Below are 21,234 nucleotides of genomic sequence, written 5' to 3'. Positions count from 1 at the left end.
GATTGCTGCAGCTACGGCACGCAGCGTGTTCTCGCAATTCCCGACTTTTTGCCCACCCTTTTTATCTCTCCCACACATCATGAGCCTACGCAGCCATACCCTCGGCGCCGTTACCGAAGCACTGCTCGGACACAGCATCAGCCTCTGCGGCTGGGTGCAGCGCCGGCGAGACCATGGCGGGGTCATCTTCATTGATTTGCGCGATCGCGAGGGTCTCGTGCAGGTGGTATGCGATCCCGACCGCGCCGAGATGTTTGCAGCAGCTGAAGATCTGCGCAACGAATTCTGCGTCCAGGTGGTCGGCGTGGTGCGTTCGCGTCCTGCAGGGACCGAAAACGTGAACCTTGCCTCGGGCAAAGTCGAGGTGCTGTGCCATACGTTGCAGGTATTGAACCCGTCTGCAGCGTTACCTTTTCAGCTCGATGACGACAATCTTTCCGAGACCACGCGATTAACCCACCGCGTGTTGGATCTGCGCCGCCCTCAGATGCAGCACAACCTCAAGCTGCGCTACCGCGTCAGCATGGCCGTGCGGCAGTACCTGGACGCGCAGGGATTCATCGATATCGAGACCCCCATGCTGACCAAGAGCACACCGGAGGGGGCGCGCGATTACCTTGTGCCGAGTCGTGTCCACGCCGGGTACTTCTTCGCATTGCCGCAGTCGCCGCAGTTATTCAAGCAGATGCTCATGGTGGCCGGTTTTGACCGCTATTACCAGATCACCAAATGCTTTCGAGACGAGGATTTGCGGGCCGACCGCCAGCCCGAGTTCACGCAAATCGATTGCGAAACCTCGTTTCTCGGGGAAGATGAAATCCGCCCGCTGTTCGAGGCAATGATCCGCACGGTGTTCAAGGACGTGCTCGGTGTGCAGTTGGCCGACCCTTTCCCCTCGATGACTTATGCCGAAGCCATGGCACGTTTCGGTTCCGACAAGCCAGATCTTCGCGTGAAGCTCTCATTCACCGAGCTCACCGACGTCATGCGCGACGTGGATTTCAAGGTGTTTGCTGCGGCCGCTGAACTTTCCGACGGGCGTGTGGCGGCGCTGCGCGTGCCGGGCGGCGGCGATATGACCCGCAGTGAGATTGACGGTTATACCGATTTCGTCAAAATCTACGGCGCCAAAGGTCTGGCATGGATCAAGGTCAACGACGTCGCCAAGGGCCGCGAAGGCTTGCAGTCACCCATTGTCAAGAATTTGAACGACACCGCCATCGCTGCGATCATGCAGCGCAGCGGCGCTCAGGACGGGGATCTCATTTTCTTTGGCGCTGACCGCGCCAAAGTCGTCAACGCGGCGCTCGGCGCGCTTCGCGTCAAGATCGGCCACAGCGACTTTGGCAAATCGCATGGATTGTTTGACGACGCGTGGAAGCCCCTGTGGGTGGTCGATTTTCCCATGTTTGAGTTCGACGACGATGAACAGCGCTGGGTGGCCTGCCATCATCCCTTCACGGCTCCCAAGGACGAGCATGTCGATTACCTCGCCACGGACCCCGGGCGTTGTCTGGCCAAGGCATATGACATGGTGCTCAATGGCTGGGAAATCGGTGGCGGGTCGGTGCGCATTCACCGCGCTGAGATGCAAAGCAAGGTGTTTGCAGCACTTGGCATCGGATCCGAGGAGGCAAGCGCCAAGTTTGGCTTCCTGCTCGACGCGCTTCAATACGGGGCTCCGCCGCATGGTGGCATCGCATTCGGCCTGGACCGTATCGTGACCATGATGACGGGCGCAGCCAGCATTCGCGACGTGATTGCCTTTCCGAAGACACAGCGCGCGCAATGTCTGCTGACCAATGCGCCAAGCCCGGTCGATGAAAAGCAACTCAAGGAGCTGCACATCCGCCTTCGGCAGGCGCAGGCAGTGGAGTGAGAGAAATGGCCAGGGGCAGTGATTTTGCCCTCACCCATTTCATTCGGCAGGCGATGCGCGAGCCGCTTTGGGTCTCGACCAATGTCCGGCGTACCAGAGGCGCCATAGCAGTTCGCGCCATCCAGGCCCAATTCGGGCTTGCAAGGCGTTCTTGCTGCGCACGGCAGGAGGGAAGGCCGGCGCAAAGGCCAGCGCACGTGAGGCAGCGCTGGCAAAATTGCCAAACACCAGCCAGGTTGGGACGTCTTCGGGCTTGCGATCCAACCGCCGGTCGGCATTCGCAGAACGGCTCATGCTGGGCAATGTGTTTGCCACCCTCGTCGGCTGTCGTGGGAACAGGTGCCGCCGAGCGGCGGCACGCATACGGCCAAGCGGTGCTCACGCTTACCCTGCGCTTGGCTGGGCGGGCCACGATGGGCATCAACAGGATCGACTCTGATTTGTTCGCCAAGGATTGATACATGCCACGCATCGATGACCCCTCTCATGATCACGAGGCCGGCCGTGCCGACGCCACCCTCGACACGACCCGCATCGATGACACCCGTATCAAGGCCGTGCGCGCACTGGTGTCGCCAGCGCTACTGCTTGAAGAGCTGCCCGTGACTTCGCATGTCGAGGCTGTCGTCGAGCGTAGCCGTGCCGATATCGCTGCGGTTTTGCAAGGAGCGGATGACCGACTGGTCGTTGTGGTCGGACCATGCTCGATTCACGACCACGAGCAGGCCATGGCATACGCCCGTCTGCTCGCGTCGGTCAGTGAGGAATTGGGTGACGCGTTGGTTCCGGTGATGCGTGTGTATTTCGAGAAGCCGCGCACGACAGTCGGCTGGAAGGGGTATATCAACGACCCACGGCTTGATGGCAGCTTTCGCATCAACGAGGGCTTGAGGCGAGCGCGGTTGTTGCTCCTGGAGATTGGCGCGCTCGGACTGCCCGCCGGAACCGAGTTTCTGGACCTGCTTTCGCCGCAGTATTTCAGTGACCTCATTGCCTGGGGCGCCATTGGCGCCCGCACCACCGAAAGCCAGAGCCACCGCCAGCTGGCGTCGGGCCTCAGCTGCCCTGTCGGATTCAAGAACGGCACGGACGGCGGGGTTCAGGTGGCTGCCGACGCCATCGTCGCGGCAGACAATGCCCATGCCTTCATGGGCATGACCAAGATGGGTGTGGCCGCAATATTCGAGACCCGCGGCAATGCTGACTGTCACGTGATCCTGCGTGGAGGTAAGGTCCCGAACTACGATGCGCAGGCTGTCGACGACGCTTGCGCGACCCTGCGTCGTGCCGGCCGGCGTGAGCAGGTGATGATCGACTGTTCGCACGCCAACTCCGGCAAGCAGCCCCGTCGGCAGGTCGAAGTGGCTCGCGACATTGCGGCGCGCATCGCAGCGGGTGAGCGGCGCATCATTGGGGTGATGATTGAAAGCCATCTGCGTGAAGGCCGCCAAGAGCTGCGCCCGGGAGTGCCCCTTGAAAGCGGCATCTCTATCACGGACGCTTGCTTGGGCTGGGGCGACACGTTGCCGCTGCTGCGTGAACTGGCGACTGCAGTGCGCAGCAGACGTGCCGCCACGTAAGCGAACGCCCACATCAAGACTCAGGCCATGGGTTGGGCAATCATGGCAGCACGTGCCACGGGGATCTAACATGAGCATGGTGCCTTACAGCGCCGTGCAGGCACTCCCCCTATTGCTCAACCATGTCAGCCTCTCACTCCCCGTCAATCTCTCCAACGCACGCCGAGATCTATAAGATCCCGGTGTCCGTTCTGGTCGTGATACACACGCGGCAGCTTGATGTGCTTCTGATCGAGCGCGCCCGCCAACCTGGCTTCTGGCAGAGTGTCACGGGTAGTGTGGATACGCCGGGTGAGGTCCTCAGCGGCACGGCCGCGCGCGAGGTCGCGGAAGAGACCGGCATTCGCATTGGCTGCGATGGAGTGCCGTGGTCGGCGCTGCGCGATTGGCATCTGTCGAACGTCTATGACATTTACCCCTTGTGGCGCCACCGCTACGCGCCCGGCGTATGGAAGAACACCGAGCACGTCTTTAGCCTGGAAGTGCCGGCTCGAGTATCGGTGACCCTGGCGCCGCGGGAGCATCGCGCGCAGGTGTGGCTTCCCTGGGAAGAGGCTGCAATGCAGTGTTTTTCAGCATCGAACGCCGAGGCGATACGGCAATTGCCGCGGCGCCTGATGCCGGGGAATTCAAAGTGACATCGCAAGCGTCACCTCCCGCGTCCAGCGCCCTGCGTGTGGCGTCGTACAACATCCACAAGGGAGTTGTGGGGTTGGGTCCGGTCAAGCGACTGAGCATTCACGACCTTCAGGGAGCGCTGCGCGAGCTTGATGCGGACCTCGTGTTTCTCCAAGAGGTGCAGTTCGCCCACCAGCGCCACGCCCGGCGGTTTGCGCATTGGCCTGAACAGCCGCAGCATGAGTTGCTCGGGGAAGGCCTGGGCATGCACACGGCCTATCACACCAATGCCGTGACCCGACATGGCGAGCACGGCAACGCGTTGCTGTCGCGCTACCCGATCCTGAGCGTGAAGCATCACGACGTATCGGACCACCGGTTCGAGCAGCGCGGGCTGCTCCATGTGCGTCTGTGTGTGCCGTTGCCCGAGGCCACGCCGGCACAGCAGACACTGCACGCGATCGTCGTGCACTTTGGCCTCTTCGGCGGTGGCCGCAAGCGCCAGATTGCGAGACTGGTTCACTACATCACGAGCCAAGTGCCGCCCGACGAACCCGTGATTGTGGCTGGAGACTTCAACGACTGGCGCGGACAGCTCGGTGCTGAACTCGGCGCCGTTCAGTTGACCGATGTGTCCACAAGGGTCACACAGCGGCGCGATGCGCGCAAGCCCCGCTGGCGTCAGCGTGTGCGTACCTACCCTGCGCGGCTTCCACTGATGCCGTTGGACCGCATCTATGCGCGCGGGTACGCCGCTCGACTGGTTAGCCTGGGATGGGGGGCGGGCTGGGCGCGGCTGTCGGACCACGCACCGTTGCTGGTTGAGCTCGAACGCGAGCACGATGGCCTTTTGTCGTCCGGTGCGCACCAAGCATCGCACGGCACGCCCGCGCAGCCGCCCTATTGATCGACCCCTGGATTTTCAAGTTCGACTGGTTTCTCGCTCAGCCGCCACAAGGGCGGGCACAATTGGGCAATGTCATGTCAGAGTCACGGACTGGACCCATCCCAGCGCATGCCTGCCCCGCTCGCCACATCCGCACGTGCCCGTAGTGCTTTTCGACGCACTCCTCGGCGAGCCGCTCGATTCGTCAGGGTGCGAGCGTGGCTGCGCGCGACCTGGCAGGCGGCACGCTGGCTGCGCCTGCAGCCGGGAGCTGGGGCTCGGCTGGACCCGGATGGCGATGAGGATGCTGCGCTAGGGCCGGCGTGGTCCACCGGCAATTGCGTCGACTTGTTGCCTTATGGGAAGGCACTCTTTCCTGCGCTCAAAGCCGCATGGGCGAAGGCGCACACCAGCATTTGGCTGGAAACCTATATCTTTCACGACGATGCTTTGGCACTCGACCTTGCTGCGGCATTGGTGGATGCAGCGCAGCGGGGCGTGCAGGTGCGGGTGATGGTGGATGGTCTGGGTTCGGCCCGAAGTGTGCCCAGGCTGGATGCGCTCTTTGATGGCAGCGGTGTGGAGTTCATGGTCTACCGACCGTGGCGCCGCTGGCTGGATCTGATTCAACGTGGGCACTGGCGCAGGTTGCACCGCAAGGTGTGCGTCGTTGACGGCGAGACAGCCTTCATTGGCGGTATCAACCTGATTGACGATCGGCTGGATATCCATCATGGGTGGACCGCTCAGCCGCGTCTGGACTACGCGGTGCGGGTGCGGGGCTTGGTGGCTCAACAGGCGCTCTGGAGCATGCGTCGACTCTGGCTGCGTACAGTGGCAACGGGCAGTGTGCAGCGCCAGCTGAGAAGGGCTCCCGGACCTGATGTGCTGGGTTCACGCAGCGCGCGTAAGCGCTATCTGGACGAACTCCTTGCTTGGGGTGGCGAGGCGCCACCGCGCGAGGAGGTCCAGGCGCCGCAAAAGCGATTGCTTTCGGGTGAGGGCCGGCAGCACCGTGTCTGTTCCGATGGTCGATCTGGCATGCGTGCAGCTCTTGTGGTGAGGGACAACCTCCTGCAGCGCCGCGCGATCGAGCGAGCGTACATCCACGCGATCGACCATGCGCGTGCGCAAGTGCTTCTTATGTCACCATACTTCTATCCTGGTCAGGCGTTCCGCGAAAGTCTCAAGCGAGCTGCGGGGCGAGGCGTGCGCGTGACGCTGCTGCTGCAGGGGCGCATTGACTACCGCGCCGCGGGCTGGGCTGCGCATGCGCTCTACCGCGAACTGCTCCAAGCGGGCGTGCGCATCTGCGAATACCAGCGTGCCTACCTGCACGGCAAGGTGGCAGTAGTGGATGAAGCTTGGGCAACCGTGGGCAGCTCCAACATTGATCCGCTGTCACTTCTGGTCAACCGCGAGGCCAACGTCATGGTTCGCGATGCGCGTTTCGCGCGTTCGCTGGCGGCGCATGTGCAGGGTGAATTGGCCCATGCCGTGCCCATCGATGACCTGCACCTGCATCGTCGCATTGCGTGGTGGACACGCCCGCTCGTCGCGCTGGCGGCCCGACTGTTTATCGCATTGGCGGGTGGAACGAGGCGGTACTAAGCCGCAGGGGCGACAAATCTCGCCCCTGCGGACGTCAAGACCCGCACAGGTGCGACAGGCGTTCCTTTGGGGCTCAACACAGGCGGCCACGGCGGTGAAGCAACCCTCCCGCCACTAAACCACTGTTGCGGTTGCCGTCGGGGTTTCATGGTTCCGCGTCAGCAGCGCAGTGTTGTTTCCAGCCCTGCGCCTTGCGCGCGACGCCCCATGTGTCACTTTGGCGCGTTTGGATCGCAGGCGCATGGTGCGCTTGCTCGGCTTGCCGTTGTTTCTGCCGGACAGGACCCGATCCACGCCGCGCTTGGCCATGATGCGCGCGGCGTTCGCGTCGGGGTGATGCATGTGCCGGCAGCGTTGGCAGACAAACCGATCCTCCGATCGGCGGTTGTCGGGGTGAAACTGCCCGTATGCGGCACATTCCTGCACGGTGCGATCCGCTGGGACGGCGACCACAGCTTTGCAGCACGCAGCGCCCCTGACGGCTCACGTCGAGCAGCGGGCACGGTTTGGCAACGAGGGCATGCCTGGGCGGGTACGCGAAGTCCCAGTGTTCGCTTTTCTCGTGCTGGCGCCTCGATGCGTCGCGTGGGCTTGCGTTGGTTGCTGCCGCCCCTGGTGTGGCGCGGGAGCTTGCGCTGCGCCTTGCCGCAGCCTGCTCAGGCTTCACGCTGGGCTGGTTGTGGCTTGTAAGGCGCGGTGTGGGTGTTGGCGGACCCTTTATATCCGACAGTTCTATGCGTATGGCGAAACTGTATTTCCGATGGGATCCGGCATTGCTCACAATGGCGGCCATGAACCCCCTAACATCCGAAGTTCGCAAGAAGCACCGCGCCCCATTGCGCTCCTCCGTCCGTCCAGCCCAAGCGTTTGGCAGACTGTGGGAACGTCTCAAGATTGGCATCGTGCTCTTCTGGCTGCTGGCCGCTTGGGCCTTAAGTCAAAGCGCGAGCGCCATGACTTCACCAGGCGTTGGTCTGGACACGATCCCGGCGGCCCGCGCCACGTTTGGCCCACTACTCACGCCCGCTCAACTGCATGCGGTCCTGCCTCAGGTGCGTGTGGTGGACATACGCGAAGATGATGGCGGCTCATCGACCTATGCTGCCGGCCACATTTCGGGCGCGCTGTGGGCGCCGTATTCTTCTTGGCGCGGTCCCGCGGATGACCCGGGCCAGTTGCTGGCGGTCGCAGATTACACCGCGCTGCTGCGGCGGCTCGGCATCGACTCGCGAACTCGCGTGGTGCTGGTGGCTGACGGCGGCAGCCCGAGCGACTTCGGCGCTCCGGCCCGCGTGTACTGGACGCTCAAATGGCTCGGAGTGTCGCATCTGGCGATCCTCAATGGCGGAATGCTTGCGTGGACGCGGGCCGGTCTTGGCGTCACACGCCAGGCTGCGCAAGTGACGCCCTCGGCGTTTGTCCCGCGCCTGGATTCATCGATTCTGGCCAGCCGTAAACAAGTGGCGCAGGCGGTGCATGATCCGCGCGGCGTGCTGTTGCTGGATGCGCGCCCGGCTGCGTTTTACCTCGGTAAAGCCAAGGCGCCGGCAGCGCTTGAGCCTGGCACCCTGCCTGGCGCATTGAATTTCGACAATGCGCGCTGGTTTCCACGCGGCTCCGGCGAACTTCCACCCATGGCAGTGCTGAAGCGCATTGCTGCCGGCTTGCCGCAGCCGGAGGGTGTCGAGCCGATCGTCTCGTTTTGCAACACAGGACACTGGGCTGCCACAAACTGGTTCGTCCTGTCGCAGCTGTTGCATGTGCCGAACGTTAGGCTTTACCCTGGCTCCATGGTGGACTGGTCGCGCGCCGATGAGCCCATGGTCCATGTCCCCACGCGTAGCGAACAGCTATGGGCACAGCTCAGACAGATTTGGCAAGCACATTGAATACGGCTTTCGAAACGGGCTCCCCGGCCGATTTCCCCCGTCGGGCGCATGAAGCGCCCAGTGCGTCCGCATGGGGTCGGCGAGTCCTGCTACTGGGCGCAGCGTTTGCAGGGTTTGGCATCACCACCTGGCTGGTTGGCTGGCGTCAGGGACTCCTGTGGTGTATCGGTGTCGGGTATGGACTCGCGCTGTCTGCCGCGGCGTTTGGTTTCACCACCGGTTGGAGGGTGTGGATCACCGATCGAGACCCCAAGGGCCTGTGGGCGCAGTTCGTGGGCATTGCCGTTGCGATGGTATTCAGCGTGCCGCTGCTGGGCACCCACCCGGAGCTGCAAGGCGCCGATGGGCCGCTTTCCATCAGTCTTTTGGTCGGCGCCTTCGTGTTTGGCGCGGCCATGCAAGTCGCCGATGGCTGTGGCTCGGGCACACTGTACAAGGCGGGGGCGGGCCATCCAGTAAGCCTCGCGGTGTTCCCGGCTTTCGTGTTTGGCAGTTTCTTTGGTGCAGCGCAGCTGCCAGCTTGGCTGGCTCTGGGCGCTCTACCGCCGGTGGATCTCGTGAAGGTGATGGGCGTGTGGCAAACTTTGACCGTGCAACTCAGTGCGCTCGCCGCGTTGGCGGCGTTGCTCTGGCGGTTGCGCTCAGGTCAGCCATCGCGTTGGCAGGGTGGGGCGGTTTGGGTCGCGGCCGTGGCATTAGGTCTTTTGGGTGCAGCCAATCTGGTGGTGGCAGGTCAACCCTGGGGTATCGTCTACGGGTTGGGGCTATGGGGTGGCAAGATCGTGCAGGCACTCGGTGTGGATCTGCGTCACAACGCCTTCTGGGGTCTGCCAGCCCAACAGGCACAGCTCCACGCCAGCGTGTTGGCCGACAACACCAGCATCACGGATCTTGGGCTGCTTCTGGGGGCGCTCATCGCCGCTCGCTGGAGGAGCAAGGCTTACGCCCGTGCGAGATTGACAGCGCGAGCATGGGCCGCCTCCGTGTTGGCCGGGTTGGCACTTGGATACAGTTCGCGGCTCGCCTTTGGCTGCAACGTGGGGGCCTATTTCTCCGGGATCGCAACCGGCAGCTTGCATGGCTGGGTTTGGTTTGGCTGCGCGTTCCTCGGCAGTGTGCTGGGTGTGCGCCTGCGCAGGCGTCTGAGCATCCAAGGTTGACGGCAGTTCGCGCGATGAAACTTCCGTGCAAAAAATCATGGGCTGCCTGTGCCCTATGGGCCGTGTTATTGGCGCTGATCGTGCTGGACTGGCGCACGAGCGCCCCGCACCAACGATTTGCCGAACCGCCCCCTCTGGCTCTCGGAAACGGCCCGGCACCCGACGCCGGGCACTGTTCGCTGGCGCCTGGGAAATGAGGGTATTGTTGGCGCGGCGCCTGAGATCATGCGCGACTTTGACTTTCCACGATCGTGATGCGCGGCCCCGCACGCGAAGGCAGCGCACAGCAGCGACCGAACCACGAGGGGGCTTTCGTCCCACGTGCGGATGAACGGGACGAAAGGCCGATGTGCCAGCGTGCGCAAGGCGCCCGAGTACGGCTCGCCAAGGGCAAGAAAGCCCATCGCCGCCCCCTTTCCGACTTTTCGATTGCTGGAAACGTGATCTGCCTGTCGTCGGCACGCGGCCCTTTGCGGGCCTCGGCTCAGCGCGCGTAGGATCCCCGCGCCACACGCTTCGTGTGGCGGCGTTCGACGTCCAGCCCCAGGGGACGCAACGCAATTAACGGCGCGCCGCGCAGGTGGGGATTGGCTGGACCTTGCCGGACAGTTGCACATTCCCACGCGCTACAGTTCGGGATCCCACACTCGAACTTCGCGATGCTCGCCTATCGACACGCCTTCCACGCCGGCAACGCAGCCGACGTTCTCAAACACATTGTCCTGCTTGGCGTTCTTGAGCGCATGGGCGCAAAAGAAAAGGGCTACTGGTACATCGACACCCATGCCGGGGCGGGAAGCTACAAACTTGCCGAGCGCATGGCGCAGCGACTGGCCGAATACCAGACGGGCATTGGTTTGCTTTGGGGCCGCAGGGATCTGCCACGGCCCGTTGCAGCCTATGTGCAGCGCATCCGCGAGTTCAATGCCGACGGCGACCTGCGCATTTATCCCGGGTCGCCCGCATTGGCGAGCATGGTGCTGCGCCCGCAAGATCGCATGCGGCTGTTCGAGTTGCACACAACAGATTTTCGTATGCTCAACGCGACGTGGGGCCAGCAGCCCCACGTCGAAGTTCGCAACAGCGACGGATTTTCTGGGCTCAAGGCTTTATTACCCCCGCCTACGCGGCGCGGTGTCGTACTGTTTGATCCATCGTATGAACTCGACAGCGACTACGGGCAACTCGTGGCCGCCTTGCGCGACGCCGTCATGCGCTTCGCTACCGGTGTGTACTGCGTTTGGTACCCGCAACTGCAAAGTCTTGAAGCCATCCGCTTGCCCAAGCGTCTTAAGGCCATGGCGCCAGCCAGTTGGCTGCATGCCCAACTCACCACCAGCGCTCCACGCGCAGATGGATACGGCCTGATGGGCAGTGGCATGTTCGTCATCAATCCACCCTTCGGCTTGCAAAAGAGCCTGGAAAGCGTGCTTCCTTGGCTGGCGCGTGCGCTCGGGCAGGATGGAGCGGGGAAGTCGGTCCTGGAAGGATTTACGCCCTAGTCGTTGCGTGTGGGCCAACTCCTGCCCGCACACCAGGCGGGCAGGAGGGTCGCGTCCTGAGGCGGAAGGTGGGAACGAGCAACGGCTGGATGCAGTGCTGCACGCCAATCTGACGCATGCAAACTTGCGTCGCCACGTGGCAGCATAATGCGGCGAGTTTCGATTTGCGTCTTTCTCGCGCCATTCAGCTGCCATGCGTCTGCCCTATCCGCGCTCCTTTTCCAGCCTGCTTCTGGTGGGTTTTGCGCTCGTCACGCTGCCGCTTTTGCTGGGCATGGGCTATACCGCCTACGTTCAGGAGCGCTTGGCGGCACAGACGCGCTCAGCTATCGCGATTACCGTGCAGGTGACGCGCACCACACGGCAACTCGCCGAAGACATCTCCACACTGCAGCGCGCAGCAGGCCAGTTTTATGTGTTGCAGGATCCGCAATTGCGTGCAGGTATGCGTGATGCGCACGAGGCCGTCGATCATGCGCTGCAGACGCTACGCGCATTGCCGTTTGGTCCTTCCAACAGCAGTCGGATCAATACGATAGACCAGAGGGAAAAGGTCTTGTATTCGCAATTGAACGACCCCACCAATGTCGGTCTGCGGCGTTTCGATTCCTTCGCGACGGAATTTGCGGCCTTGAGTCGCCTGGCCGATCAGGTGACGGTAGCAGGCAACGCCATGGTGGACAGCCAAGTTGCCGCGCTCACGCGCCGGGCCCAGACCTTGCGCACGGTATTACTCAGTCAGGCGGCAGCCGCCGTCCTCTTGTCCGTTTTGATTGCGGCACTCTTTTCCTGGTTGTTGTCACGTCCGGTGCGGCAGATTGACCAGGCCATTCGCCGGCTGGGTGCTGGCGACCTGCAGCCTCAGCCACGCGTGCAGGGCCCAGTCGATCTTGTATTTCTCGGTCAGCAGCTTGACTGGCTGCGCCTGCGCCTGCGCGAGCTGGATGAGCAGAAGCTGCGCTTCCTGCGCCACGTTTCGCACGAGCTCAAGACGCCGCTGGCATCTCTGCGCGAGGGCGTGGAGCTGCTGGCCGACGGCGTGGGCGGAAAGCTGACCGCGCAGCAGCGCGAAATTACACAAATCATGCGCGGTAACGCACGGGACCTTCAGCAGCGAATCGAGAACCTCATCGGCTACAGCCGTGCACAGCGACAGCTTGATCCGCTGGTCTCGGGGGGAGTGGATCTGGCTGCGCTTCTTGACGCGCTCGTGCTGCGCAATGACTTGGCGCGGCGAGCCAAGCGGCTTCGCGTGCAGCGTGAGGGCAGCGCCCCCCTTTTACAAGCCGACCGTGGAAAGCTCGATACCCTGTTTGAAAACCTGCTGATCAACGCCATGCGTTTCAGTCCTGTGAACGGCGTCATTGCCATCACAGTGCGGGGCGCAAAGCAGGCGGTGGAGGTGATTGTGTGCGACCAAGGCCCGGGCGTGGCCCAAGAGGATCGGGCTCACCTCTTCAAGCCCTTTTTCCAGGGCAGCCGGCAGCCACCCGCGGCCGCGCCCGGTAGTGGTCTGGGCCTGGCCATTGCGCGGGAATATGCCCAATTGCATGGCGGTGACATTGAGCTTTGTCGGACCCAGGAGGATGGTGGCGCTTGCTTTTGCGTGCACCTGCCGCTTCGCCCCGATCTGAGTGCCGCGCAAAGCAAGGCGCATGCGGTGGCGGGTGCCGCGAATGCCGACCAGAATGAAGCAGCCGGCGCACTCGAGGGCGATCCCGAGTCGTCTTCCGACTGGGTTTCGACACAGCCCTCCGATGACAAGAGCTGAGGGGCCGATGCACATGTTATTGACCGAGGCGTCATGAGACATCCAACCGAATTCCTGCTCAGGCGGCTTGTGCTCGTCAGCACGTTGGGCGCGCTGGCAGGTTGCGCTCCATTGCAGCAGCCCGCCCGGCCTGACGCCGCGTATCCGCCGCACGCAAGCGCCGCGGTACCCGCTGCGCCGTCCAAAGCGCAGCCCACTTCCTCGCCCATCACGGCATTACAGTCCGTCTTCAAGCCCGAACCGTTAAGCATGGCGTGGATTGGCGACACTTTGCGGAAAATTGCCGTCGAATCGCAGCCTGCAGCCAATGCGGAAATGCAGCGATTGCAGGCGCTCGGTGCTCAGCGCACTCCCGCCGACAAGCTCAAATTGGCGTATTTGCTGATAGCCCGTGCTGCCCCCACCACTGAGGAGGCCACTCAGGCACAGGATTTGCTCCGTAAGCTGGATGCGCAGACCGAGGACCCGGCCTCGATTCAGTTTATTCGGGTGATCCAGCGACTGAGCCGGCAGACCCTGGAGTTGGCTCAGTTGCGCACGGAGCTCGCGCGCGCCAACAAGCAGGTGGCGGATCTTCAAGACAAGATTGGTCAGATCAAGAATTTGGAGGTGGAATTGCAGGATCGAACGCAAAGCAGGCCAGGAAAGACGAAATGAGCGATTTTCGGGCCCAGAAAGTGCCCTCCGAACAGGATCCGGGCCGGGCGATTTCGCCCAGGCTTGAGCGCGAAGCCTCATGAGCACGGCTGCCCCAAGCGTTCTTGTGGTCGATGATGACGCCGATCTTTTGCGCCTTCTGGGCATGCGGCTTCAGTCGGCCGGTTACAAGCCTGTGCCCGTGGCCAGTGCTGAGGAGGCGCTGGCTCGGTTGGCTGTGGCGCGTCCACGAGCTGTCATCACGGATCTGCGCATGCAGGGGATGGACGGCATGGCGCTGTTCGAGCGCATCCACGCCACAGACCCGTCACTGCCCGTCATCATTCTCACCGCTCACGGCACCATTCCGGACGCGGTGGCAGCCGCCCAGAGTGGTGTCTTTGGCTACCTCACCAAGCCCTTCGAAGCCTCCGAGTTGCTTGCTTTGCTGGCGCGCGCGGTCGGCACCGGTAGCCCCGTGGTGGGCAAGCCGGCGAAGCAGCGGTTCCCAGAAATCGTCACCGCAAGTCCGCTGATGAACGCGCTGCTTGACGAGGTGGCGCTCGTGGCGGCAAGCGAAGCCAGTGTGTTGATTCAGGGCGAGTCGGGAACGGGCAAGGAGATGCTGGCGAGCGCTGTGCACCAGGCGAGTCCACGGAGGCGCGGACCGTTCGTAGCCATCAATTGCGCCGCCATTCCTGAGGCGCTGCTCGAATCCGAGCTCTTTGGTCATGCCAAGGGAGCCTTCACCGGGGCTGATTCGGCGCGCAAGGGCTTGTTCCAGACGGCGCAGGGCGGTACGGTCTTTTTGGACGAAATCGGAGACATGCCGCTGGCGCTGCAGGCCAAGCTGCTGCGTGTGCTGCAGGAGCGTGAGGTTCGACCAGTGGGCTCCGGCCAATCCGTCGCCGTGGACGTGCGCATTGTCTCGGCCACGCACCGCGATCTGGAAGAGGCCATCCGGCAGCAGCAATTCCGCGAAGACTTGTACTACCGGCTCAACGTCGTCAACCTGCATATTCCCCCCTTGCGCGAACGCCGCGAGGATATTGGTCCGCTTGCGCAGCACTTCGTGGAAAAACTGGCTCCCAAGCATGGACGTCGCATCGTCGGCTTTGCGCCCGAGGCGCTGGACCTGCTGATGCGCGCCGACTGGCCAGGCAACATCAGGCAGTTGATGAACGTCGTCGAGCAGTGCTGTGCGCTGTGCACCACGGTACGCATTCCCGCGGCGCTCGTGGCGCGCGCACTGCGCAATAAGCCGACGGAAATCCTGAGCTATGCAGAGGCCAAGGACCGTTTCGAGCGTGAATATCTGGTCAATCTGATGAAACTGACCGGCGGCCAGGTCACGGAGGCGGCGCGGCTTGCCCAGCGCAACCGTACCGAGTTCTACCGGCTGTTGCAAAAGCACGCACTTTCACCGGCGCTGTTCAAGACCAGCGAATAGCAAGCCATCGATGTCGTTCAAAAGCGACAAAATAGACCTGCAAAAACAGTCGCTTGCGAAATGTCGGCGCAAAGCGTCGGGTTGAGGCGACGTTCAGAGAGCTCAAATGGCATCTCGCAATGCACTAACGCCAGTTGGCTCGCATAGAGGTCAATAAGTTATTGATTTTGCAAAAAAAAGAAGGCTGGCACGCAATGTGCTTGTATAGGGTGCCGCAGGAAGATCCATCCCTCCAATCCTGGATCAGATAGCCCAAGATAAAGGACGAACCCATGCAACCTTCTTTCTCAAAGAAACTCTGGACTTTCGCATTTGGACTGAGCGCCGCCCTGCTATTGGCTGCCTCCATGATGTGGGGCCAGGCTCATGCCGCCGGGATGCCGGCCGAGACTGCCGCACAAGCCATAACTGTCGCTCAGCAGGGGGCCAAGAGCAGTGCCTCCGCACCCGAAAAAGCGCAGGAAAAGACGAAACAAGAAGGCGAGAAAAAAGATTAAGAATGATCTCGCCGGTCACGTGCCGGTTGTTGTCTCCTCCCCCCTTGGCCAAGCTTCTGCTTGGCATTTTTTTGCCCGTCGCGTGCATCGTGCCCATTCGAGATCGGGTCCGGCTCGGCATCGTCAAAGGGGGTCGACGCCAGGAGCTCAAGCGCAAAATCGTCCGTTGCCACGGCTTAGTGCAACTTGATCCTGGGCTCAGTCGTGCGCGAAATGATGCGCGCAAGTGTGAGAAACACCGTCTTCCAGAAACCATGGAGCGCATGCAAATGCATGCGGTAGAGCAACCAGTAGATGAACCGGGCAAAGTGGCCTTCAATGAACATGCTGCCCTTGGACAATCCACCCATGAGGCTTCCAACAGTGCTGTGCTCGCCCAGTGAAACCAGCGAACCAAAGTCCCGGTAACGAAAAGCGTGCAATGGTTTGCCGGCTAATAGGCGAGGCACCTGGTGCACGAGAAGACTTGCCTGCTGGTGCGCCGCCTGCGCTCTTGGGGGCACGTTGCCAGCATGCCCTTCCCAAGGGCAGGCTGCACAGTCGCCCATGGCAAAGATCCGGGCATCATGCGTCGTCTGCAAAGTGGGCAATACGATGAGTTGGTTGGTGCGGTTGGTTTCCAGGCCATCGATATCGCGCAAGAAGTCAGGGGCTTTGACGCCCGCGGCCCATACCACCAGCTCGGCGGGCAGAAAGTCTCCATCGGCCGTGTGCACGCCGGTTGCCGTGACTGCGGTGACGCGCTTGCCCGTGTGCATTTGTACCCCGAGCTTGGCAAGCTCAGCTGCCGCCGCCGCAGACAGGCGCTCGGACAAGGCCGGAAGGATACGCGGGGCAGCCTCCACCAGGCTCAGCCGGACATCGCGCTCTGGATCGATGCGGTCCAACCCGTAGGCGGCCAGTACCCGGGTGGAATTGTGGAGCTCGGCTACCAGTTCTACGCCAGTGGCGCCCGCGCCGATGGCGACCACTTTGAGCTGCTCCGGGCGTAGCGGACCATCCTGCGTGTTCGCCGCAATGCAGGCATTGACGAGGCGCTTGTGAAACCGTCGTGCGTCTTCCGGTGTGTCGAGTGCGATGGCGTATTCCGCGGCGCCAGGGGTGCCAAAGTCATTGTTCTGGCTTCCCACAGCGATGACCAGAATGTCGTAGTCGAAGCTGCGCCGGGGCACAATCTCGCGTCCGTCATCGTCCAGGGTCGGTGCAACCAACACGCGCCGGCCCGCCCGGTCCAGGCCTTCCATTGCGCCCAGACGGTACTTGAAATGATGCCAGGTGGACTGCGCAAGGTAGTTCAGTTCGTTGTCGTCAATGTCCAGTGTTCCGGCGGCTGCCTGGTGCAGCAGAGGCTTCCAAAGATGGCTGCGTCCTCGCTCGATGAGCGTAATTTCGGCACGGCCGTGCCGGCCCAGGGTGTTACCCAAACGTGTGGCGAGTTCGAGCCCGCCCGCGCCGCCACCAACGATGACGACGCGAGGCAGCGAAGAGGAGACAGATGGCGAGTCCATGGTGTGCCTTTGCATTCGTGCGGAAATACGAAACGTGGACGGTGCGCTTGTGCGTTCAGGGCAATGCAAAGCGCCGATAAGCTGCTATTGTGCGGAAAAAGTGGGCGGTTGGGGGCCACGCAGGGTCCAGCGCAGTCAGGCAGGTTCAACGGCAACCGGGTCTGGCGCACAATTGCGGCAGGGGCATAGCCCAATTCCCATCACAGCGGGTTTCCGAACGTGAAACCGACTCCAAATTCATCATAGCCATGTCAAGCCCAGCACCCGAAAGCCAGCCCGCATCCTTCGCCGACTTGGGCCTCCCCGAGTATCTCCTTGCGGCGCTCCGCGACGTGGGTTACGAGACGCCATCGCCCATCCAGGCAGCCACGATACCGATCCTCCTGGAAGGCCGCGATCTGGTCGGCCAGGCCCAGACCGGAACCGGAAAGACAGCGGCGTTCGCTCTTCCAATCCTTGCTCGCATTGATGTCGCCCGCAAGTACCCGCAGGCGCTGGTGCTGGCACCGACGCGTGAACTTGCCATCCAGGTGGCCGAGGCGTTTTCCAGCTACGCCACGCACCTTCCAGGCTTTCATGTTCTGCCAATCTATGGCGGCCAGAGCTATGTGCCGCAACTGGCCGCGCTCAAGCGGGGTGCACACGTGGTGGTGGGCACGCCCGGGCGCATCATCGACCACTTGGAGCGCGGCACGCTCAAGCTCGATGGTTTGGCGCATATGGTGTTGGATGAAGCGGACGAAATGCTGCGCATGGGTTTCATCGACGACGTTGAATCCATCCTGAAGCGGACCCCGCCAACGCGCCAAGTGGCCCTGTTCTCGGCGACCATGCCGCAGGCGATCCGGCGCATTGCCAGCACCCATTTGCGCACGCCTGCGGAAATCACGATCAAGGCCAAAACGAGTACCGCCACACAGGTCCAGCAGCGTTATTGGATGGTCAGCGGCCTGCACAAGCTTGACGCGCTCACGCGCATTCTGGAGGTCGAAACCTTCGATGGCATGATCGTTTTCGCCCGGACCAAGCTGGCCACCGAGGAACTGGCCGAAAAGCTTGGGGCTCGCGGTTTTTCGACGGCGGCCCTCAACGGCGATATTCTCCAGGCCCAGCGCGAGCGCACCGTGCAGCGCCTGAAGGACGGGCAGATCGACATTCTTGTGGCCACCGACGTGGCCGCGCGCGGATTGGATGTGGATCGCATCAGCCATGTGGTGAATTACGACATTCCCACAGACACGGAGAGCTACGTGCATCGCATTGGCCGCACCGGAAGGGCCGGGCGCAGCGGGCAGGCCATCTTGTTCGTGACGCCGCGCGAGCGGCATTTATTGAGCGCGATCGAGCGGGCAACGCGTCAGCCCATCACTCCGATGCAGTTGCCGAGCACACAGGATGTCAACAATAAGCGCATTGCCCGTTTCCTGGATCGCATTACCGAGGCGCGCGAACAAGAAGGGCTTGAACAGTTTCAGAGCTTGATCGAGCGCTATGAACAGGAGCATGACGTTCCGGCGATCGAGATCGCTGCGGCGCTTGCCCGCATGGTGCAAGGTGGCAAGCCGCTTCTGCTTGCGCCCGGCTCGGAATCCACATCTGCCCTGAGCAGCGAAGGCATGGGCGCCCGCGCCCGGGAGCGCTCTGCAGGCCCAGCGGCGCGTGCGCAACACACGAAGAGCTTCGAGCGCGAGGTGCATGGAGACGATCGTGTGAGGTTTCCAACGCGCGAGCCCAAACCAGCGCGCGCCAAGCCTCGGGGTCTCACCGACATTGCCGACGCAGCACTCGGCGAACTGGAACAGCGAGTGCTCGAGGCACGTCTTGAGAAGGCGCATGCGGTGCACGAGCCGGACGATGTCCGGGCCGCACGTCCTGCGCCACGCCGAGCTAAGCCAATACCTGGCGCGATGGCCTTCGAAACCTACCGCGTGGAAGTGGGTCGAGCGCATGGCGTGGAAGTACGCAATTTGGTGGGCGCCATCGCCAACGAGGCCGGGCTGGATAACAAGCATATTGGCAATATCGCCATTCGCGACCAATACAGCCTTGTGGATCTGCCCGCGGGCATGCCTCGGGATGTCATGCGGACCCTCCAGAAAACCTGGGTGCTGGGCCACCAGCTGAAGCTCAGCGCAGTCGGGGAGGGTTCAAAGGCCCTTCCGGTCGAGGGCGCCACACGCGCAAAACCCGTGGCGGGATCGGGGCGGCCGACCCTGCGTGCGAGCACTCGTGCGGGGAGCACCAAGCCTGCTGCGCCCAAGCGCAAGCCGATACGTCGCTAACCCGCAAAGGGCAATTGACGACACCCAGAAGGAACATTCGCCAGCGTGGGACGCAGCCTTCGTTTCAGGGGTGTCGCGGATCGGTGCGGCGGGCTGTTATCGGCCCGGGGCTGAGGCTTCCCCTCGGTCTCCCCAGCGGGTGAGCGCAAGCGGTACACGCGGGGCCACGCGTGTGGTTGCGATGATCCCAAGCTGATGCAGGCGAGGCGAGAGCGGCCGTCGGCTCGGTGCGTCGCCGCGAGGGATCTCGGGGGAGCGATCGTCTTCATGCTTGGCCAGTGCTCGCGGTACCCTCGCGCAGTGCGAAGCTCTACCATGGCGTGACCCGTTTTGATCGGCACGCGCCCCTTTATGCTCAACCGTCTCTGGCTCGGCTTTTTTCTTGCGGCAGCGGTGGCAGCTCTGGCCCGCTGGTTGCTGGGTGGCGACCCGGCGGTGTTCGCGGCCATCGTTGGGAGCCTTTTCTCGATGGCGAAACTTTCGGTTGATGTGATGCTGCTGTTGTTCGGCACGCTCACGCTTTGGATGGGGCTTCTGCGCATTGCCGAGCGGGCCGGACTCGTCACCGCACTTGCGCGTGCGCTTGGGCCGCTGTTCAGGCGTCTGATGCCTGAGGTTCCCGATGGCCATCCGGCTATCGGCCTCATCACGCTGAACTTTGCCGCCAACGTGCTCGGTCTTGACAACGCCGCCACACCGGTCGGGCTGCGTGCAATGCGCGAGCTCCAAACGCTCAATCCCAGTAGCGACACGGCGAGCAATGCACAGATCCTTTTCCTGGTGCTCAACGCCTCGTCCCTGACGCTGCTGCCAGTAAGCATCTTCATGTACCGTGCGCAGCAGGGGGCGGCCGACCCGACGTTGGTGTTCCTGCCCATTCTGCTGGCCACCAGCGCCTCCACTCTGGTGGGGCTTCTAAGCGTGGCCTTTATGCAGCGCCTCAAGCTTTGGGATCCGGTGGCGCTGGCCTATATGGCTGCCGTTGCGCTGCTGCTGGGAGGACTGCTCGCGTTTCTGGGCACGCTATCGGCGGCGACGCTTGCCAACGCGTCATCGTTGGTTGGCAACTTGGCGCTGTTTGGCGTCATCATTGTCTTCTTGCTCGCCGGGGCCATTAAGCGCGTACCGGTTTATGAGGCCTTTATCGAGGGTGCCAAGCAGGGATTCGACGTGGCGCGTGACTTGCTGCCCTACCTCGTGGCGATGCTGTGTGCCGTTGGCGTGTTGCGTGCCTCGGGGGCTCTGGGCTATGCGATTGACGGCATCCGCTGGGTAGTGAAGGGCGTGGGGCTCAATACAGATTTCGTCGCGGCACTGCCCACAGCGCTGGTCAAGCCACTTTCCGGAAGCGCCGCGCGCGCGATGCTCATCGAGACGATGCAGCATTATGGAGTCGACAGTTTCCCCGCTCTTACCGCCGCCACCATGCAGGGCAGCACCGAGACGACGTTCTACGTGCTGGCTGTGTATTACGGCGCCGTGGGCATCCGCCGGGTGCGGCACACCGTGGGCTGCGCGCTGCTGGCGGACCTGGCCGGGATCGTGGCGTCGATCGCGGTGTGCACTTGGTTTTTCGGCACCCGTTGAGAGCCACTGCTGTTGCCCGGCTTCGTCAAGCCGAGAGGTCATGCAGCAGCTCACGGGCACGATTGCTGCCTGGCGTCTCCATATGCGCATGTAAGCGCAGGTAGTCATCGCTGGAGGCGCTCAGGGTGTCGGCGCCCAGTTCGATCGGCCGCAGGGTGTCGGGGCCCTGCGCATCGGATGCAGGCTCGCTTTGCCCCTTTGTCGAATTCCAAACGGGCTTGGTGGCAGCGGCCGACTGGTCCTCGGCGGTGATCAGCCCTAGCTCTTGAAGCTGCCGCAGCGCGTCTGCCGATGCGCCGCAGGCATGCGCAAGTGTATGCAAGGACATGGAGTTCCGATCCCCATTCACGCAGAGCAGGACGTTGCGCAGTGGGCGGC

Annotated in this window: 18 protein-coding genes; 14 read left to right on the top strand and 4 right to left on the bottom strand. The window is 62.7% G+C overall.

Annotated elements, in window-relative coordinates; translation table 11 throughout:
• Positions 1-79 precede the first annotated feature (79 nt).
• On the top strand, positions 80-1,879 hold the full coding sequence (aspS, locus tag CD04_RS0115965) for an aspartate--tRNA ligase (RefSeq protein WP_031408543.1): 1,800 nt from the start codon (positions 80-82) through the stop codon (positions 1,877-1,879).
• Between the two features lie 39 nt (positions 1,880-1,918).
• Here aspS and CD04_RS0115960 read toward each other — a convergent pair whose 3' ends face one another.
• Positions 1,919-2,173, bottom strand: coding sequence for a hypothetical protein (locus CD04_RS0115960; protein ID WP_031408541.1), 255 nt, complete (start codon positions 2,171-2,173; stop codon positions 1,919-1,921).
• A 167-nt stretch (positions 2,174-2,340) separates the two neighbouring features.
• Between CD04_RS0115960 and CD04_RS0115950 the strand changes: the two genes are divergently transcribed.
• From CD04_RS0115950 to clsB, 4 genes are all read left to right on the top strand, one after another.
• Entirely contained in the window at positions 2,341-3,459 is a 1,119-nt protein-coding gene (locus CD04_RS0115950; protein ID WP_031408539.1) for a 3-deoxy-7-phosphoheptulonate synthase, read from the top strand.
• A gap of 122 nt (positions 3,460-3,581) precedes the next feature.
• Positions 3,582-4,097, top strand: a complete 516-nt coding sequence (gene nudB / locus CD04_RS0115945) for a dihydroneopterin triphosphate diphosphatase (protein ID WP_051849348.1) — start codon at positions 3,582-3,584, stop codon at positions 4,095-4,097.
• Complete coding sequence (locus tag CD04_RS0115940) at positions 4,094-4,984, top strand: endonuclease/exonuclease/phosphatase family protein (protein WP_051849347.1); 891 nt, start codon at positions 4,094-4,096, stop codon at positions 4,982-4,984. Before nudB ends, CD04_RS0115940 begins: the two co-directional genes overlap by 4 nt.
• Before the next feature lie 108 nt (positions 4,985-5,092).
• Positions 5,093-6,574, top strand: coding sequence for a cardiolipin synthase ClsB (gene clsB / locus CD04_RS0115935; RefSeq protein WP_051849346.1), 1,482 nt, complete (start codon positions 5,093-5,095; stop codon positions 6,572-6,574).
• 114 nt (positions 6,575-6,688) lie between these two features.
• Here clsB and CD04_RS25345 read toward each other — a convergent pair whose 3' ends face one another.
• Positions 6,689-7,027 (bottom strand): zinc ribbon domain-containing protein, encoded by a 339-nt coding sequence (locus CD04_RS25345; RefSeq protein ID WP_156030311.1) that lies wholly within the window; start codon positions 7,025-7,027, stop codon positions 6,689-6,691.
• Positions 7,028-7,365: 338 nt separating this feature from the next.
• Between CD04_RS25345 and CD04_RS0115920 the strand changes: the two genes are divergently transcribed.
• The 7 genes from CD04_RS0115920 to CD04_RS0115880 all read left to right on the top strand — a co-directional run bounded on the left by CD04_RS0115920 (position 7,366) and on the right by CD04_RS0115880 (position 15,479).
• Entirely contained in the window at positions 7,366-8,463 is a 1,098-nt protein-coding gene (locus CD04_RS0115920) for a sulfurtransferase (protein WP_081858128.1), read from the top strand.
• The gene (locus CD04_RS0115915; protein ID WP_231480666.1) at positions 8,460-9,623 is read left to right on the top strand and encodes a YeeE/YedE thiosulfate transporter family protein; all 1,164 of its coding nucleotides are present in this window, start codon (positions 8,460-8,462) and stop codon (positions 9,621-9,623) included. Before CD04_RS0115920 ends, CD04_RS0115915 begins: the two co-directional genes overlap by 4 nt.
• Positions 9,624-10,282: 659 nt before the next feature.
• Complete coding sequence (locus CD04_RS0115900; RefSeq protein ID WP_031408521.1) at positions 10,283-11,125, top strand: 23S rRNA (adenine(2030)-N(6))-methyltransferase RlmJ; 843 nt, start codon at positions 10,283-10,285, stop codon at positions 11,123-11,125.
• A 193-nt stretch (positions 11,126-11,318) separates the two neighbouring features.
• Positions 11,319-12,896, top strand: a complete 1,578-nt coding sequence (locus CD04_RS0115895; RefSeq protein WP_051849345.1) for a HAMP domain-containing sensor histidine kinase — start codon at positions 11,319-11,321, stop codon at positions 12,894-12,896.
• Between the two features lie 33 nt (positions 12,897-12,929).
• The gene (locus tag CD04_RS24220; RefSeq protein WP_031408517.1) at positions 12,930-13,553 is read left to right on the top strand and encodes a hypothetical protein; all 624 of its coding nucleotides are present in this window, start codon (positions 12,930-12,932) and stop codon (positions 13,551-13,553) included.
• A gap of 79 nt (positions 13,554-13,632) precedes the next feature.
• Positions 13,633-14,982, top strand: coding sequence for a sigma 54-interacting transcriptional regulator (locus CD04_RS0115885; protein WP_031408516.1), 1,350 nt, complete (start codon positions 13,633-13,635; stop codon positions 14,980-14,982).
• A gap of 272 nt (positions 14,983-15,254) precedes the next feature.
• On the top strand, positions 15,255-15,479 hold the full coding sequence (locus CD04_RS0115880) for a hypothetical protein (RefSeq protein ID WP_031408514.1): 225 nt from the start codon (positions 15,255-15,257) through the stop codon (positions 15,477-15,479).
• Positions 15,480-15,655: 176 nt separating this feature from the next.
• Here CD04_RS0115880 and CD04_RS0115875 read toward each other — a convergent pair whose 3' ends face one another.
• Positions 15,656-16,987: an NAD(P)/FAD-dependent oxidoreductase gene (locus tag CD04_RS0115875; RefSeq protein WP_031408512.1), complete on the bottom strand. Its 1,332-nt coding sequence runs from the start codon at positions 16,985-16,987 to the stop codon at positions 15,656-15,658.
• Positions 16,988-17,235: 248 nt separating this feature from the next.
• On the opposite strand from CD04_RS0115875, the gene CD04_RS0115870 reads away from it, so the two are divergent.
• Both CD04_RS0115870 and CD04_RS0115865 read left to right on the top strand, forming a co-directional pair.
• Positions 17,236-19,269 carry a DEAD/DEAH box helicase gene (locus CD04_RS0115870; protein ID WP_031408510.1) on the top strand — a complete coding sequence of 678 codons (2,034 nt, stop codon included), beginning with the start codon at positions 17,236-17,238 and terminating at the stop codon, positions 19,267-19,269.
• Between the two features lie 351 nt (positions 19,270-19,620).
• Complete coding sequence (locus CD04_RS0115865; protein WP_031408508.1) at positions 19,621-20,856, top strand: nucleoside recognition domain-containing protein; 1,236 nt, start codon at positions 19,621-19,623, stop codon at positions 20,854-20,856.
• Positions 20,857-20,881: 25 nt separating this feature from the next.
• Here the strand turns inward: CD04_RS0115865 and CD04_RS22750 are convergent, their stop codons facing one another.
• Complete coding sequence (locus tag CD04_RS22750) at positions 20,882-21,184, bottom strand: hypothetical protein (RefSeq protein WP_156030310.1); 303 nt, start codon at positions 21,182-21,184, stop codon at positions 20,882-20,884.
• Positions 21,185-21,234 lie beyond the last annotated feature (50 nt).

The sequence above is a fragment of the Thiomonas sp. FB-Cd genome, from assembly GCF_000733775.1.
Classification (GTDB): Bacteria; Pseudomonadota; Gammaproteobacteria; order Burkholderiales; family Burkholderiaceae_C; genus Thiomonas_A.
This window is presented reverse-complemented; position numbering and strand designations above follow the sequence as displayed.